16 protein-coding genes and 1 pseudogene are annotated in these 15,207 nt (G+C 62.9%); 11 read left to right on the top strand and 6 right to left on the bottom strand.

Translation table 11 applies throughout. The features are described 5' to 3' along the window. The first annotated feature begins 185 nt into the window (after positions 1 to 185). Entirely contained in the window at positions 186 to 659 is a 474-nt protein-coding gene (locus tag B2246_RS14720) for an Lrp/AsnC family transcriptional regulator (RefSeq protein WP_008651063.1), read from the top strand. A gap of 59 nt (positions 660 to 718) precedes the next feature. On the opposite strand, the gene B2246_RS14715 is transcribed toward B2246_RS14720, so the two are convergent. Beyond that, positions 719 to 1,045, bottom strand: a complete 327-nt coding sequence (locus B2246_RS14715) for a thioredoxin family protein (protein WP_008651065.1) — start codon at positions 1,043 to 1,045, stop codon at positions 719 to 721. 263 nt (positions 1,046 to 1,308) lie between these two features. Here B2246_RS14715 and B2246_RS14710 point away from each other — a divergent pair, with 263 nt between their 5' ends. Further along, on the top strand, positions 1,309 to 1,596 hold the full coding sequence (locus B2246_RS14710; protein ID WP_286882021.1) for a DUF2249 domain-containing protein: 288 nt from the start codon (positions 1,309 to 1,311) through the stop codon (positions 1,594 to 1,596). 81 nt (positions 1,597 to 1,677) lie between these two features. Beyond that, a complete protein-coding gene (locus tag B2246_RS14705) occupies positions 1,678 to 2,079 on the top strand; it encodes a putative zinc-binding protein (protein WP_411860111.1) in 402 nt (133 codons plus the stop codon). 74 nt (positions 2,080 to 2,153) lie between these two features. Here B2246_RS14705 and B2246_RS14700 read toward each other — a convergent pair whose 3' ends face one another. The 3 genes from B2246_RS14700 to B2246_RS14690 form a co-directional block, all read right to left on the bottom strand. Further along, positions 2,154 to 3,056, bottom strand: a complete 903-nt coding sequence (locus tag B2246_RS14700) for an acyltransferase (protein WP_186425893.1) — start codon at positions 3,054 to 3,056, stop codon at positions 2,154 to 2,156. A 234-nt stretch (positions 3,057 to 3,290) separates the two neighbouring features. After that, positions 3,291 to 4,313, bottom strand: a complete 1,023-nt coding sequence (locus B2246_RS14695) for an FAD:protein FMN transferase (protein ID WP_286882023.1) — start codon at positions 4,311 to 4,313, stop codon at positions 3,291 to 3,293. 4 nt (positions 4,314 to 4,317) lie between these two features. After that, a complete protein-coding gene (locus B2246_RS14690) occupies positions 4,318 to 4,725 on the bottom strand; it encodes a c-type cytochrome (RefSeq protein WP_008651078.1) in 408 nt (135 codons plus the stop codon). A 269-nt stretch (positions 4,726 to 4,994) separates the two neighbouring features. On the opposite strand from B2246_RS14690, the gene nosZ reads away from it, so the two are divergent. The 8 genes and pseudogenes from nosZ to B2246_RS14650 all read left to right on the top strand — a co-directional run. Further along, complete coding sequence (gene nosZ / locus B2246_RS14685) at positions 4,995 to 6,938, top strand: TAT-dependent nitrous-oxide reductase (RefSeq protein ID WP_286882024.1); 1,944 nt, start codon at positions 4,995 to 4,997, stop codon at positions 6,936 to 6,938. Positions 6,939 to 6,993: 55 nt separating this feature from the next. Then, positions 6,994 to 9,612, top strand: a complete 2,619-nt coding sequence (locus B2246_RS14680; RefSeq protein ID WP_286882025.1) for a NosR/NirI family protein — start codon at positions 6,994 to 6,996, stop codon at positions 9,610 to 9,612. Beyond that, on the top strand, positions 9,609 to 10,886 hold the full coding sequence (locus B2246_RS14675; protein WP_286882026.1) for a nitrous oxide reductase family maturation protein NosD: 1,278 nt from the start codon (positions 9,609 to 9,611) through the stop codon (positions 10,884 to 10,886). The genes B2246_RS14680 and B2246_RS14675 overlap by 4 nt, the downstream gene beginning before the upstream one ends. Further along, the gene (locus B2246_RS14670; protein ID WP_286882027.1) at positions 10,864 to 11,814 is read left to right on the top strand and encodes an ABC transporter ATP-binding protein; all 951 of its coding nucleotides are present in this window, start codon (positions 10,864 to 10,866) and stop codon (positions 11,812 to 11,814) included. The genes B2246_RS14675 and B2246_RS14670 overlap by 23 nt, the downstream gene beginning before the upstream one ends. Beyond that, positions 11,814 to 12,635 (top strand): ABC transporter permease, encoded by an 822-nt coding sequence (locus B2246_RS14665; RefSeq protein WP_286882038.1) that lies wholly within the window; start codon positions 11,814 to 11,816, stop codon positions 12,633 to 12,635. The genes B2246_RS14670 and B2246_RS14665 overlap by 1 nt, the downstream gene beginning before the upstream one ends. Continuing rightward, positions 12,632 to 13,162 carry a nitrous oxide reductase accessory protein NosL gene (locus B2246_RS14660; protein ID WP_286882028.1) on the top strand — a complete coding sequence of 177 codons (531 nt, stop codon included), beginning with the start codon at positions 12,632 to 12,634 and terminating at the stop codon, positions 13,160 to 13,162. Before B2246_RS14665 ends, B2246_RS14660 begins: the two co-directional genes overlap by 4 nt. A 50-nt stretch (positions 13,163 to 13,212) precedes the next feature. Further along, positions 13,213 to 13,758, top strand: coding sequence for a nitrous oxide reductase accessory protein NosL (locus B2246_RS14655; RefSeq protein ID WP_286882039.1), 546 nt, complete (start codon positions 13,213 to 13,215; stop codon positions 13,756 to 13,758). Next, positions 13,759 to 13,896 (top strand): annotated as a pseudogene (locus tag B2246_RS14650) (endonuclease/exonuclease/phosphatase family protein); the annotation flags it as partial. A 144-nt stretch (positions 13,897 to 14,040) separates the two neighbouring features. Here the strand turns inward: B2246_RS14650 and B2246_RS14645 are convergent. Beyond that, positions 14,041 to 14,646: a TetR/AcrR family transcriptional regulator gene (locus tag B2246_RS14645; RefSeq protein ID WP_286882029.1), complete on the bottom strand. Its 606-nt coding sequence runs from the start codon at positions 14,644 to 14,646 to the stop codon at positions 14,041 to 14,043. A gap of 224 nt (positions 14,647 to 14,870) precedes the next feature. Then, positions 14,871 to 15,207 (bottom strand): copper resistance protein CopQ (locus tag B2246_RS14640; RefSeq protein WP_286882030.1); only part of this gene is annotated, 337 nt, incomplete at its 5' end.

Raw genomic sequence — 15,207 nt, 5'->3', positions numbered from 1 at the left:
GATGCGGGGGTGGAAATAATATTGCGGCGGGGAAACGGATTGGGGGCACCCGGAGGCGCTTCCCACGCTGCTCGACATGCGAAAAGTTTATATGCCGGCCAGCTAAATAGGATTTCCTTAGAGGCGCAGGAAAACCCTCGGATATGAGATAAGATTTCGTCAAACCGCTAGTTTGGGAAACGAAAATGCAACATCCGGAACTTGATCGCACGGATCGCCGCTTGCTGGGCGTGCTGCAGGAAAACGGCCGCGCGTCCAACCTGGAACTGGCGGAGGCCATCAGCCTTTCCCCCGCGCAGACTTTGCGGCGTCACCGCCGCCTGGAGGAGGGCGGGATCATCAAGCGCTACGAGGCGCGGCTGGATAGTTCTGCACTTGGCTTCGGCGTCACGGCATTCATCCATGTGACGATGGAGCGTGGGCATATCCGCGACCTGTCCAAGTTCAAGGGACTGGTGGCGGAACTGGCGCAAATCCAGGAGTGCTTCTCCGTCACCGGAGATATCGACTACGTGCTGAAGGTGGTGGCCAAGGACCTGAAGTCCTTGTCTGACTTCCTGCTCGACACCCTGATGCGCATCCCGGGTGTGAGCGGGGTGAAGTCGAGCGTGTGCCTTGACGAGATCAAGTGCACGAGTGCGATGCCGCTGGAGATCTAGGCGGGTTCCAGTCCTCAGTCCCCAGTCTTCAGCGGTGGGCGTATCTGGGCCCTGCTGCCTTATGGGAGGATGCGCCGCATCGCCGCGGCGATGTCCTTGGCACTTTCCGGCCTTACCAGCCGTGCTACTTCCTTGCCATCCCGCAGGAAAACCAGGGTCGGCCAGAGCTTGACGCGGAACGAGCGACCCAGCGGCCGACCGCTCCCATCCTCGACCTTCACGTGATCGATGGCCGGGTAGCCGCCGAACGCTTCCTCGATCAACGGCTGGGCACGCATGCAGTAGCCGCACCACGGGGCGCCGAACTCCAGCAGCGTGGCGCCCGACAGGGCATCGATCTCGTCGCGGGTCGGTTCGGTGGCTGCAAAGCTCCTGGTCATGCTCATCGCGGTCTGGCTCCTCGTGTGCGTGCAGATGTACGCCCGGACGCGCGCCCCGATGGGCGCGACCGGCGTGGCCATCATTCTGCCAGCACCGGGGCGTCGGTGTGCGGCATCGTTTTCGTGGCGGTTCAGGCATGTCAACGGCTTTGATGAGGTGGTCGGGGTGCTGGTCTGATCTGCATCAAACGGCTCCGGATTGCGCTCACTACTATTGATGCAATTTAAATGCATCTTTATGGATGCCATACCCAGCCGAAAGGAATTCCATGTCTCAGACCACTGCCAACCCGCAACTCGACCTCCGCACGATTCCGCCGCGTGACCGCCATCCGCTGATTTTCTCGACGTTTACCGGGCTTGAGGTCGGCCAGGCGCTGGAGCTGGTCAATGACCATGATCCGCGTCCGCTTCAGATGCAATTCCAGATCGAGCGTCCTGGCCAGTTTGCCTGGGACTACCTGGAACAAGGCCCCGCCACTTGGCGCGTGGCCATCAAGAAGGTTGCATCGGCCGCCAAGGCTGGTCAGTGCTGCGGCGGTTGCGGCGGCGCCTGATCACGACGGCCAAACCGTTCCCACTCTCCATGTCAGGCGCCCGATCCGGCGCCTGTTTTCCTTTGTTCCGCCGAGTTCATGATGTCTACGTCCGATCGCTCCAGACTCCCTTTGGTCTACGCCTGCTCAGGGTGTTCAAGTGTCGCCCAACTGGCCAATGCCTTTGCCGTCCGGCTGGATCGCAGCGGCCAAGCCGAGATGTCCTGTATCAGTGGGGTGGGTGGCCGCGTGCCCGCACTGACGCGGATCGCGCAGTCGGGGCGCCCGATTCTGGCGATCGACGGCTGTCAGCTTGCGTGCGTGAAGGCTTGTCTTGAGGGGGTCGGGGTGGTTGCCTCGCGTCACCTGGTGCTGAACAGGATCGGGGCGACCAAGCGCCAGCACGGAGAATGTACCGAGGCCGAAGAGGCGGCAACCTGGCAGAGCATCAGGCTCGCGCTCTCGGAGATCTTGCTGGTCCCCGAGAGCATGGCGGGCAATTAAAGCTGTTTCAGATTGAAGCGAAGCGGTTCTGGCAAGGCCCCGCAACGACGCCAGAATCGTCTTGAAACGGCTTTCTAGGGCCGAGCGGCCTGGGCGAGCATGGTGGCAATCTGCTCGTCCTTCTCTTCCCAGACCTGTCCCAGCCAGCGGTGAAACTCGCCGCGGAAGGTTGCATCGCTGGTGTAGTCGCTGGTGCAGAAGTCCGGCGGGATCGGCAGTTCCCGGACATGCACCATCACCCTGCCAGCCTGACCGCTGGCAAGTTGCCAGAAAGTGGGTGTGCCATCCGGGTAGGCAATGCTGACATCCAGCAGCGCGTGGAACTGTTCTCCCATCGCGTTGAGCGCCATGGCGAGAGAGCCAGCCTTGGGTTTGAGCAGATGGCGATACGGGGACGATTGCGCTCGATGCTTGACCGGGGTGTAGCGCGTGCCTTCCGCAAAGGTCATCACGCTGGTCGGAATCCGGGCGAACTTGGCGCACGCGCGTCGCGCGGTCTCGCGATCCTGGTTACGCAGTTCAGGATTCTTGCGCAGCGCGGCTTTCGAATGCCGCCGCATGAACGGGAAATCCAGTGCCCACCAGGCCAGGCCAATCACCGGCACGTAGATGAGCTGCTGCTTCAGGAAGAACTTCAGCAACGGAATCCGCCGGTTCAATACGCGCTGAAGCACGAAGATGTCGACCCAGGAGCGGTGGTTGCAGTTAACCAGATACCAGCTGTCCGGGCGCAACGAACCGAGACCTTCCACGGCCCAGGGCTCACGCTGGAGCAGGCCGATCCAGACGCTGTTGCAGGTAACCCAGCTTGTCGCGATGCGGTTGAGAATGGGGTCGATCAGCCGTCGCACGCCGGCGAACGGCAACAGCAATTTGATCACGGCGAGCACGAACAGTGGCGTGCACCAGAAAATCGTATTCAGGGCGAGCAACGTCAGACTGAGCGTACCCAGGAGGAAAGCAAGCAAGCGTTTCAACAGCAACTCCGGTGAGTCTCTGCACCTGTTTAGGGCGGAGGGGGCGTTTAGAGACAGGTAGAGACACCATCAAAATGATCCCGGCGTCGTTGCGCGGCCTTGACCGGTCCTGGCGGACTGTCTTCGGCCGCACCCCGAACCGGGGCCGCTCTGCTTCATTCTGCTAGCGTCTCTGCGTCAGGAGTGGGAGGGTAGCGCGGCTCCCCGCGTGAAGCCATGCGCTAAATCATAGTTTCACGACCGCATACGGGTCGCCATGCCTTCGGACATCCATGGATGAGACCCGGGCCCGACAATCAGAGCATCCACGTTAGCCATGGGCCCCAGCAGGCTCCGTCCTGCCGCTGTACCAGCCACCATGATAGCGGCCCCGAGGCCGTTGACGTCACTTGTTTTGCGCGCGACCAGCGTGACCCCGTGCGGCCCCCGGGTTGGCAGGCCGGTTCGAGGATCAAGAATGTGGTGATAGCGCTGGCCATCACGGGCAAAGCAGCGTTCATAGTCACCCGACGACGCCACGACGCCATCGGTGAGCGTCACCACCCCCAGCAATCGCTCCGGCGCAAGCGGGTCGCGCAGGCCGATGCGCCAGTCGCGGCCTTGAAGCCCGCCGCTGACCAGCACGTCGCCGCCCCCGTTGAGCATCGCGTTCGAGATGCCGCGCTGCCGCAGCACGTCCATGCCGGCCTGCAGGATCGGGAGCTTGGCAATGCCGCCCAGATCCAGCTTCATGCCGGGACGCCGCAGATAGGCGCTACCGCGCGTTGAGTCCAGAACGACATCACGGTAGTTCACGAGTGGTCGCTCTTGCGTCAGTTCGGCTTGCCCGGGCACTTGCTCATGGCCCGGATCGAAGTTCCAGCCTTCAAACGCGCCGACCGTAATGTCGAAGGCGCCATGGCTGCGCGCGGAGACCTCGTTAGCCAACCTGAGCGCCGACATCAACTCGGGCGCGATGGGTACCGGGTGCTTGCCGGCAGCACGTGCCAGAGCACTGACCTGACTGTCCGGACGATAGCGGCTCATGATCCGTTCGAGCCTGCCCATCTCGGCGAACGCTGCGTCGATGGCCTGCGCGGCCGCATTCGCTGGCACGCCGTCGGTCACGATGTCCACCCGCGTGCCGAGCAGCCGGCGTGAGGCCTGCCGAACCGATGCATCGGCCAATGCCGGCAGGACGAACATGCCGACGGCAAGCAGCGGTGCCGCCGTCAGGTAGCGCCGCCGGGCAAGGCCGGAAGGAGATAGCGCGTGCATGGCATCAGTGGGATTGTGCTGTCATGTAATCCACCGCTGCCTTGACAGCTTCATCCGGCAACGCCGTTGAGCCACCGCGCGCGGGCATCGATCCCTTGCTGCCGGTGAAGCCTTCCATTGCGTGCTTGTAAAGCGTGTCGTTGCCTTGGGCGATGCGCGGCCCCCAATCGGCCTTGTCACCTGGCTTGGGTGCGCCGGCCACGCCTGCCGCGTGGCACATCGAGCAAACCGAGCCATACGTGCGCTTGCCCAGCGCGTTCTCGGGTTCGCTGGTGGTGGCCGCAGTAGCGGCAGGTGCGGCAGCCGGTGCCGCGGCGGCCTCGGCCGGCGCAGGTGCGGCGCTTTCCTTTTGTCCGCAGGCCGCCAGAACGGCGCCGCAAATCAGTGTCAGCAACAGGGTCTTGATACGCATCGTTTTCTCCTTTTAGCGGGGCATCAAAGCTTCGTGAATCAACACGCTCCGCATTGTGGATGTTTTGCTCCTGCAAACATGCATTACAAATGCCTATTTTGTGATGCACATGACTTATGTCAAGCGCCTACCCCAAACGCAAGCGGAAGATCGCTCTGCCAAGAGAAGTTGAAGAACCGCAGAGGGGTCGAGATGTTGAAGAGAGACCGAGAAGGAAAAGACGGCTGGCGCGCTCGCGTCCGGCCATGTGAGATTCGATTCAAGGACCGATGATGACCAAGCAAGATTCGCTAACGACATCGCAGGACAATGCGCCCAGCGTGCTGGGGCGACGTCGCTTCATGAACACGGCGGCATTGGCCGGGCTGGCGACGGTGGTGGCCTGCACGGACAAGGGAACGCCATCCGCGGGAGCCAGTGCCCAGGCTGCGGGCGCTGCGGCGCCGGCTGCAGCCGGACACGAAATCGCGGGCCTGCACCCGAAGCCAGGTGAACTGGATACGTACTACGGTCTTTGGAGCGGCGGCCATACCGGCGATATGCGCGTGTTCGGCATGCCATCAGGCCGCGAGATTCATCGTATCCCGTGCTTCGTGCCGGATGCGCTGGTGGGCTGGGGCATTACCAATGAGTCCAGGAAGGTAATGGGCACCAAGCCGGACGGCACGCTGAGATACACGGTGGGCGATACCCACCACGTCCACGCTTCCTACAAGGACGGCAACTACGACGGCCGCTACGCGTGGATCAACGACAAGATCAATGCGCGTCTGGCTCGCGTGCGGCTGGACTACTTCATCTGCGACAAGATTACGGAACTGCCCAACGTCCAGGGCTTCCACGGCATCTTTCCGGACAAGCGAGATCCGGTCGATCCGAAGATCAACTACACGACACGCGTGTTTTGCGGCGGCGAATTCTCGATCCCGTTGCCCAATGTGCCGACGGAAGACGGCAGCAAGTACCACTCGCTTTTCACCTGTGTCGATGCCGAGACCATGGAGGTGCGCTGGCAGGTGCTGATCGACGGCAACTGCGATCTGGTGGCGACGTCGTATGACGGCAAGCTCGCCGCCACCAACCAGTACAACACCGAGATGGGTGTGCACTACGAGGACATGATGTCCGCCGAGCGCGATGCCTGCCTGTTCTTCAACGTCGCCCGCATCGAGGAGGCCGTCAAGGCCGGCAAGTTCAAGACCATCGGTGATTCCAAGGTGCCGGTGGTGGACGGCACGCGTGCATCCAATGCAGACCCGATAACTGCGCTGACAGGCTATGTGTCGGTGCCCAAGAATCCACACGGTGTCAATGCCAGCCCGGACGGGAAGTATTTCATCTGTTCCGGCAAGCTTTCGCCGACCGGCACTGTGATCGAGCTGGCAAAGATCCTCGATTGGTTCGATGGCAAGCTTACAAAGATCGACGATGCCATCGTGGCCGAAGTCGAACTGGGTCTTGGGCCTCTCCACACCGCATTCGACGGGCGCGGCAATGCCTATACGACGCTGTTCCTTGACAGCCAGATCGTCAAGTGGAACGTCGACTCCGCAATCAAGTTCCACAAAGGTGACAAGTCCGCCAAGTACGTGGTCGACCGGCTGGACGTGCAATATCAGCCAGGCCACCTGAGTGCCTCGCAGTCCGAGACCATGGCGGCTGACGGCAAATTCCTGGCCGTGGGCTGCAAGTTTTCCAAGGACCGATTCCTGCCAGTTGGGCCGCTACACCCGGAGAACGAGCAGTTCATCGACATCTCCGGCGAGAAGATGATGCTGTTGCAGGATCATCCGGTTCGTTCGGAGCCGCACGACTTCATCATCTTCAAGCGCGAGCTGCTGCACCCGAAGCAGGTCTACGCGCTGGACGACTTCCCGCTGGCCATCAAGGATCCGAAAGAGTCTGGCGTGTTCCGCAATGGCAAGAAGGTGACGGTGAAGATCACGTCTCAGGCGCCTGCGTTCAGTCTGCGCGAGTTCAAGCTCAAGAAGGGCGACGAGGTGACGCTGATCCTTACCAATCTCGACAAGATCGAGGATCTGACGCACGGCTTCGCCATACCGAAGTACAACGTCAACTTCATCGTCAATCCGCAGGAAACCGCGTCGGTGACGTTCGTTGCCGACAAGCCAGGCGTGTTCTGGTGCTACTGCACACATTTCTGCCATGCACTGCATCTCGAAATGCGCAGTCGCATGATTGTTGAAGCCTGACTCTGACAGGAGGCGCGCGTGTGCCGGATTTCGGCACACGCGACGATGAAGCACGATGCAGTCCGGTAATCAGGAGTTCGCGGCCAAATTGGCCGCATTTTTTCTGCTGTTGTTCCTGTGCGTGCAGACCGCGTTGGCGGATCACGCCGCCTATGAGGCCGCGTTGCCGCCTAATCTGGGCGAGGCCAGGGATATGTGCGCCCTTGTGCCATGCGCCGACGTGTTTCCCGGCGCCGTGCGCTTTTCGGAGCGCAAGGGGCAGCCGCCGTATGTGGAAGCCTACGGTCTCGAGCAGGATGGCAAGGCGCCGTTGCTGGGGTATGTGATGCTGTCCACCGATATCACCGACATCCCGGCGTACTCGGGCAAGCCGGTGGTGACGCTGATCGGCATGGATACGCAGGGGCACTATGTCGGCATCAAGGTACTGAAGCACTCGGAGCCGATCCTGCTGCTGGGGATTCCGGAATCCGCGTTGCTGAATTTCAACAAGCAGTACATCGGGAAGTCGGTCAAGGACAAGATCGAAGTGGGGCAGTCGCGGCCCGACGAGGGCGTGCTTGGGGTCGATGCGATTTCCGGGGCGACCGTGACCGTGATCGCCCAGAACCAGGTGCTGACCACCGCCACGGCAGCCGTGGCGCGCGAGGTCGGCATCCTTGAGCAGACACGACGCGAACCGGCGCGGTACGCCGTGACCGGCAAGCCCATGAGCTGGGCCGATGCCGTCAAGCAAGGCGGCGTGCAGCGGTTGCTGATCCGGCCTGAGCAGCTTGGACTGGAACGCGCCTCGGAGCCGTTCATCGAACTCTGGTTTGGCGATCTCAACCATCCTGACCTAGGCGCGAGCCTGCTCGGCCAGTTGGCATGGAACAACCTGCATTCGCAACTCAAGCCTGACGAGCACGCGATCTTCGTGATCCGGACGGCGGGCGCGGCGTCGTTCAAGGGATCCGGGTTCGTGCGCGGCGGCATCTACGATCGCATCCAGATCAAGCAGGGGGCCGACTCGTTCACGTTCCGCGATTCGGACTACCTGAACCTGTATGGACTGGAGGCCCAAGGCGCGCCTGCCTATACCGAATCAGCAATCTTCATCATCCGTTCGCCGGCATTCTCTTCGGCGTATCCGTGGAAGCTGTCGTTCCTGGGCAACAGGGTCGATCGCGCGTCAGGCGTGCGCAGCTTCGTCACGTTCGATGCGCCGTACTGGATGCCCGACAAGCTGCTTCAGGATGGTCGTCCGCGCATCGAGGAACCGGAGGCGCCCTGGCGTCGCATCTGGCGCGCGCGTGCAATCGAGATCGCACTGTTCGTGGCCCTGCTGCTGGTGGTCGGGGTGGTGTATGCCATGCGTGAGCGGTTGACACGGCGTTCGACCCACAAGAACAAATGGCCGGTTAACCTCTTCAAGTACAGCGCGTGGGCCTTGAGCATCGGGTTTGTTGGCTTCGGTGCGATGGCGCAGCCCTCGATCACGCAGGTGCTGACGTGGTTCCACGCGTTGTTGTTCCAGTGGACCTGGTCGTTGTTCCTGACCGACCCGTTCATCTTCTGCTTCTGGATCTTCATCATCCTGACCGTGTTCCTGTTCGGACGGGGCCTGTTCTGCGGCTGGCTGTGCCCATTCGGATCGTTGTCAGAGGCCATCCACAAGATTGGCGGCCGGATCGGCTTCAAACGCTGGCAGCGGCCGTTGCCGCGGGCCTGGCACGACCGGCTGAAGTGGTTGAAGTATGTCATCTTCTTCGGTTTGCTGACGGTGTCGGTGTTCTCAATGGGGCTGGCAGAGAAGCTCGCGGAGGTGGAGCCGTTCAAGACGACGTTCCTTGTGGGCATCAGCAACCGGGCCTGGCCGTACGGGCTGTTCGTCTGCGCGTTGCTCGGGCTGTCACTGTTCATCGAGCGGCCGTACTGCAAGTACATCTGCCCGCTCGGCGCGGCGCTGGCCATGCCGAGTACCTTCCGCTGGTTCGGCCTGCGTCGCAAGCAGGACTGCAATAGCTGCAAGGCATGCGCGGTTGGCTGCGGCTCGCAGGCGATCGACGCGGATGGCCGTATCGATCACCGTGAATGCCTGCATTGCCTGGATTGCATGGTGCTGTACACCGACGTCAAGGGCTGCCCGCCGCTGGCCAAGGAGCGCAAGCGGCGCGAGCGGGACGGCCTGGAAATCACGCCGATCGGCCTGGATGGCTATTACATTCCGATCCAGCCAGTGCCCATGAACCCGCGCGTTGCGCAAGGGCCGGACCCGCGCATGCAGACCGACCGCGTTTCCCCGCAGGGGCGCGATGGGGCTCGCGGTGCGTATTGGCTCCTGCTGGAGCTGCGCGACCACCTCTGGCCATGGAGCAGCGACGGCTGGGCATCGGCCCGTGCCTTGCAGATTGCCGGGATCTCGCTCGCGCTGGCGGCCAGCGTGGCGTGGGTGCTGGCTGCCATGGGGCAGATGTCGTCGGGCGCCATCATCGCGTGGTGGTTCGGCTGGAGCGTCTACGAGGTGCTGATTCGCTTGTCCGGCAAGCGGTACGTCAAGGATGGCCCGTGGTGGCGTTCCAACTACCGGCGCGCGACCGTGATGGACATGCTCAGTTACGTCGGATTCAAGAACCTGCTGATTGGCGCCGCGTTGTTCCTGATGCTGAAGGCGCTTGGGTTGCTCCAGGTATGAAGTGGGTCCCGATTCTGATTCTTCTTGCAGGATGCCTGACGGGCGCGCAGGGCGCGACCGTGCGGGTTGCGCCCGGGCGGCCGCTCCAGGCGGCGATCGATGCGGCCCGGCCCGGCGACGTGCTGGAGATCGAACGCGCCACGTACACGGGCAACTTCGTGATCGGCAAGGCCCTGACGCTGCGCGGGGTGGATCGTCCGACGATCAGCGGCGGCCAGCACGGGGACACCTTGCGCGTCACCGCGCCGGACGTCGTCGTCGAGGGATTGATCGTGCGCGATTCCGGAGACAGCCTGAAGGACCAGAACGCCGGCATCAATATCCTGCCGGGGGCGCACCGCGCCGTGGTGCGGCATTGCGACCTGACCTACAACCTGTTCGGCCTGTGGATCGAAAAGGCGGATGACGTGCGCGTCGAAGGCAATACCATCACCGGCAAGCGCGACTACAACTCCGCGCAGCGCGGCAATGGCGTACAGCTCTACAACACCCAAGGCGCCCGCATTATCGACAACAACATCAGCTTTGTGCGCGATGCGCTCTACGTCGATGTGTCGCACCACGCGATCTTCAAGGGAAACCGGCTGCACCATAGCCGCTACGGCACGCACTACATGAACTCCTACTACAACCTGTGGGAGGACAATGACAGCTACAACAATCGCGGCGGGCTGGCGTTGATGGAGGTGCGCGACCAGGTCGTGCGCAATAACCGGACCTGGGGCAATGCCGACCACGGCATCATGCTGCGCACGCTGCAGGACTCGCGCGTGGAGAACAACGTCGTTGCCGACAATGACCGTGGGTTCTTCATCTACGACGTCGAATACACGGAGTTGCGCGGCAACCTGGTCATCGGCAATCAGGTTGGCGTCCACCTTTCGGCCGGATCAACGCGCAACGTGGTGCAGGGCAACGACTTCATCGGCAACCGGGAACAGGTGCGCTATCTGGGCGCGCGCGATGAACCCTGGGGCGGGCGCAAGCCGTCGGAACGCGATCAGGGCAACTTCTGGAGCGACTACCTCGGCTGGGACCGCGATGGCGATGGCATTGGCGATCTGCCCTATGAGGCCAGCGATGTCGTCGACCGCCTGATCTGGCGTCATCCGGGTGTCCAGTTGCTACTGGCCAGCCCTGCCGTGCAGGCACTGCGCTTCGTGAGCCGGCAGTTCCCCGTTCTGCGCGTGCCGACCGTCGTCGACGCCTATCCGCGGGCGCAGCCCGTCAACAAGAATTGGAGTACCTGGCGTGACAGAGCACACTCACGTTGAAGGGCAGGCCGCCATCGCGCTGCGTGGCGTTTGCAAGGACTATGGCGCTGTCCGGGCCGTCGACGACGTCGATCTGGAAATCGGTTACGGCGAACTGTTCGGGTTGATCGGCCACAACGGCGCGGGCAAGAGCACCTTGTTCAGGATGATGCTGGGCCTGATCGCTGCCAGCGAAGGTGATATTCGCGTCGCCGGGGCATCCGTGGGTGGGGCCGCGTTCAGGGCCGCGCGCCGCCAGATCGGCTATCTGCCGGAGAATCTGGTGCTCTACGACAACCTGAGCGGACTCGAGACGCTGCGTTTCTTCGGCCGGATGAAAGGGGCGCCATTGGCGGATTGCGAGCCGCTGCTCGCGCGCGTAGGGCTGGCTGGCGCGGCGGAGAAACCGGTGCGGGCCTATTCGAAGGGCATGCGACAGCGGCTCGGCTTCGCGCAGGCGCTGCTGGGGTCGCCGCGCGTTGTTTTTCTCGACGAGCCCACCAATGGGCTGGATCCGGCGGCCATTCACGACTTCTACGCCATGCTCCAGGCGCTGCGCGAGCAGGGCGTCACCATCGTGATCACTTCCCACATTCTGGCGGAGTTGCAGCAACGGATCGATCGCCTTGCCATCATGGGTAACGGCCGCATCCTGGCCGTGGGCAGCGTGGCCGAGTTGCGCCGGCAGCTTGATCTGCCGGTGACGCTGGCATTGCGCGTCGAGCGCGGCGCGCGTGCCGCGTTGTGGCAGCACTTTGCGCCACTGCGCGCGCAGGGCGTCGAACTCGAGGACGGGCGCGCCGAGTATGAACTGATCCTGCGGTGCAGGCGGTCTCTCAAGATGCAGGTCCTGGCGGCGCTGCATCCCATGGGTGGGCGCCTGCTCGATCTGCAGATTCAGGAGCCGACGCTGGAAGACGTGTTCTTCGGATTGAAGGAGGCAGCGTGATGGCTATCGAGTGCAGACAGGTGGCCACCCTCGCGGCTAAGGAGTTGCGCGATCGTCTGCGTAATCGCTGGGTACTGGCGGTGGCCACGGTGTTCGCGGTGTTCTCGCTGGTGATCTGCTATTTCGGCGGCGCCGAGCAAGGGACGCTCGGGCCGCGCTCGCTGGAGTTCGTCATCACCAGCCTGGTCAGCCTGGTCATCTACCTGATCCCGATGATCGCGCTACTACTCGGGTTCGATGCTGTGGTGGGCGAGCGCGAGCGCGGCTCGCTGGACCTGTTGCTGGCGCTGCCGGTGACGCGGTTCGAAGTGTTGCTGGGCAAATACCTTGGGCTGGCGGTGGCGCTTACGCTTTCCACGCTGGCCGGATTCGCGCTGATGGTCGTGTTGCTCTGGCAACAGTTTGGCTGGGTCGGGCTGTACCACGCATTTGGCTTCGTGGTCAGTTCGATACTGCTGGGTCTGGTGTTTCTCAGCCTGTCACTACTGATCTCGGTCGCCAGCCGAGACCGTACGCGCGCGTCCGGAGCTGCCATCGGCCTGTGGTTCGGCTTTGTACTGGTGTTCGACCTGCTGATGCTCGGCTTGCTGGTAGCCAGCGGTGGCAGCTTCGGCGGCGAGGCGCTGGCTTACGTGCTGCTCCTGAACCCGACCGATATTTTCCGCATTCTCAACGTGTTCTCGCTGGAGCAATTGCGTGGCCTGCAGGGTCTGGTCAGCATCGTTCCGCCCGCCTTGGGCAACCCCTGGGCCATGGGCGGCGCGATGCTGGGCTGGATCGGGGCCCCGCTGGCGCTGGCTGCCTGGAGATTTCGACTATGAACCACGAACGTCGCCGCCTTCTGGTGGTTGCCCTGGCCGGGTCGGCTGGCCTGCTCGCCATGGCTGCGTGCAGCCGGCAAACCGACACCACCATCGTCCCGGCGGAGATCGACGCCGCCACATCCTGTGACCTCGATGGCATGCTGCTGGGCGACTACCCAGGTCCGAAGGCCCAGCTTTACTACACCGGAGACGCGCGGCCGCACTGGTGTTGCGACACGGTTGAGATGTTCAACACCTTGCTGCGGCCGGAGCAGGCAAGGCCGATTCGCGCCGTGTTCGTGCAGGATATGGCGAAGGCCGACTGGGAGCGCCCCCGCGGCAACTGGTTCGATGCCCGGACGGGCTTCTATGTCCAGGGCAGCAAGCGTCATGGCTCGATGGGCCCGACGCTCGCCAGTTTCCAGCAGGAGGCCGATGCCCGCACCTTCGTGGAGCAATATGGCGGCAAGATGCTGCGGTTCGCGGAAGTCACGCCCGAGATGGTTGACCTTAGCGGCGGGGCACTGCACGACAAGCGGATGTAGCCGTGCGCGTTCTCCGTCTTGCGCTATTGCTGACGCTGGTGCTGGGAGCCATGGGATGGTACGTCTTCCACGCCAGGGTTCGCGCCAATCCGCAGGTACCCACGGATATCTGCTTTGTCGCTCCGGCCACACCCTACGACCCAGCGTCCGGCATCGCTCCTGACGCCCCGCGCGCCGTTCCAGTCAATGCGCGGTGCCCGGTGTGCGGCGCGTTCCCGTCGCGGGTGCCGGAATGGGCCGCGCAGGTGATCTTCGCCGACGGCGATGCCTATTTCTTCGATTCGCCGCTGAGTCTTTTCATCTACCTGCGCAACCTGCCACGATATGCGCCCAGCCGAACCGCTAGTGAGATTGCCGCGAGCTATGTGCGCGCGACCGAGGGCGGTCAATGGATCGCCACCAATGAGGCCGTCTACGTGCGGGGCTCGTCGGTTCCGGGGCCGATGCGTCAGGGCAACTTGCCGGCGTTCGAGGACGTAATGGCAGCCCGGCACTTCATTTCACGCCACGGCGGCACCGTCCTGCATTCGCCTGATATCACCGTGCAACTGTTGCAGGACCTGGCGCCGACCATGCATCGGGCCGAGCATGCTTAGCTGGCATGGCTGGAGCGCGAGCAGCCCGACGTGGTCTGCCTGCAGGAACTCAAGGCCGTGGACGAATCATTCCCGGCGGCAGAACTCCACGCGGCTGGCTATGGCGCGGTCTGGCAGGTGCAGAAGTCATGGAATGGCGAGACGAGCCGCACGCGAGCGATCATGCGCCGGCCTGGGTGGAAATAGAAATGGGGGCGGAAGCGAAAACGAAAACAACGCCCGCCGCGAGAGCAAGACGGCGGGCGTCGGGCGCGTGATGCGCCGAAAACGGTAATGCCAGGCCTAGGCGGCTACGGCTTCGTGTTCCTCGATGGCGCACATCGAGCCGCCAACGGCGCCAATCAGCATATTCGCTGCGGCGTCGATTCGATCATTCGAACCGGACATCCGCGCGGTGATCAGTCCGTTCTGGATCGCGCCATAAAGCACCTTGGCCAGTAGCTTGGGCGGCACCGGGTACTGCTGGCCGCGTTCTGCCTCGGCGCGGCGCAACATGTCGGCGATGAAGTTCTCGTTCGCCTGGAAATGCTCCTGCAGCAACGCTCGAACCGCTTGCGGCAGAACCATCACCTCCGCGGCCAACATGCCGATCAGACAGATCTGCCCAAGGTCGATGCCATTGCTCAGCGGCAGCACATACTTCCGCGCCTGTTCGATCAATGGAAGCGAGGTGTCGATCGCCGCGAGGCGGGCCACCGACGTTTGGCGGTACTGACGTACCACTTCCAGCACCAGATCGTCCTTGGACGGGAAGTAGTAGTGAATGCTCGAGGTCTTCACGCCCACCAGCTCCGCGAGGTCGCGATAGCTGAAGCCGTTATAGCCACGCCGTCGCATCAGCACCGAAGCGTGTTCAAGCAGTTGTTCGCGTACGGACGACGTTTTCATGGCGACTGTCCCCAACTTTCGCTTTCGCAGGGGACCCTCCGATTTTCGCTATCTCAGATCGACAGCGACTTTGCAACGAGCGAGACAAGGGCGCCGCTGCCAAGGGCCAGCATCACCCATCCACCCAGAATCAGGGCACTGTCACGCAGACTCATGATGACACTCCAGATGTTGGTGTCGGCCACCGGCGCGGCACGTGTACCGCGTCGGTGGCCTGATCTGTATTAGGCGTTTGCGCCGTCGGTGTACGGGTCGAACTTGCCGGTACGGGCACCGTCGTAGTACGGATCAACCTTGCGGGCCGGTTCGCTCGATACACCGGTGCGATCCAGGCCGGCGACCATGCGTGCGCCGTCGGTGTACGGGTCGAACTTGCCGACCTTGGCGCCGTCGAGGTACGGGTCAACCTTGCGGGCGGGTTCGCTCGAGACACCGGTGCGGTCCAGACCGGCGACGATGCGGGCACCGTCGGTGTACGGATCGAACTTGCCTACCTTGGCGCCGTCGGTGAACGGGTCAGCCTTGCCGACCTTTGCACCATCGGTGTACGAGTCGGTCTTG

It is taken from the genome of Cupriavidus sp. UBA2010 (assembly GCF_002335265.1).
Taxonomy (GTDB): domain Bacteria; phylum Pseudomonadota; class Gammaproteobacteria; order Burkholderiales; family Burkholderiaceae; genus Cupriavidus; species Cupriavidus metallidurans.
This window is presented reverse-complemented; position numbering and strand designations above follow the sequence as displayed.

Bases quoted from the DNA above. Each gene is read 5' to 3' on its own strand.
- B2246_RS14695 (WP_286882023.1), bottom strand. From the start codon at position 4,313: ATGCACGCGCTATCTCCTTCCGGCCTTGCCCGGCGGCGCTACCTGACG.
- B2246_RS14720 (WP_008651063.1), top strand. From the start codon at position 186: ATGCAACATCCGGAACTTGATCGCACGGATCGCCGCTTGCTGGGCGTG.
- B2246_RS14680 (WP_286882025.1), top strand. From the start codon at position 6,994: ATGCAGTCCGGTAATCAGGAGTTCGCGGCCAAATTGGCCGCATTTTTT.
- B2246_RS14665 (WP_286882038.1), top strand. From the start codon at position 11,814: ATGGCTATCGAGTGCAGACAGGTGGCCACCCTCGCGGCTAAGGAGTTG.
- B2246_RS14675 (WP_286882026.1), top strand. From the start codon at position 9,609: ATGAAGTGGGTCCCGATTCTGATTCTTCTTGCAGGATGCCTGACGGGC.
- B2246_RS14705 (WP_411860111.1), top strand. From the start codon at position 1,678: ATGTCTACGTCCGATCGCTCCAGACTCCCTTTGGTCTACGCCTGCTCA.
- B2246_RS14645 (WP_286882029.1), bottom strand. From the start codon at position 14,646: ATGAAAACGTCGTCCGTACGCGAACAACTGCTTGAACACGCTTCGGTG.
- B2246_RS14715 (WP_008651065.1), bottom strand. From the start codon at position 1,045: ATGAGCATGACCAGGAGCTTTGCAGCCACCGAACCGACCCGCGACGAG.
- B2246_RS14690 (WP_008651078.1), bottom strand. From the start codon at position 4,725: ATGCGTATCAAGACCCTGTTGCTGACACTGATTTGCGGCGCCGTTCTG.
- nosZ (WP_286882024.1), top strand. From the start codon at position 4,995: ATGATGACCAAGCAAGATTCGCTAACGACATCGCAGGACAATGCGCCC.
- B2246_RS14655 (WP_286882039.1), top strand. From the start codon at position 13,213: ATGGGATGGTACGTCTTCCACGCCAGGGTTCGCGCCAATCCGCAGGTA.
- B2246_RS14710 (WP_286882021.1), top strand. From the start codon at position 1,309: ATGTCTCAGACCACTGCCAACCCGCAACTCGACCTCCGCACGATTCCG.
- B2246_RS14660 (WP_286882028.1), top strand. From the start codon at position 12,632: ATGAACCACGAACGTCGCCGCCTTCTGGTGGTTGCCCTGGCCGGGTCG.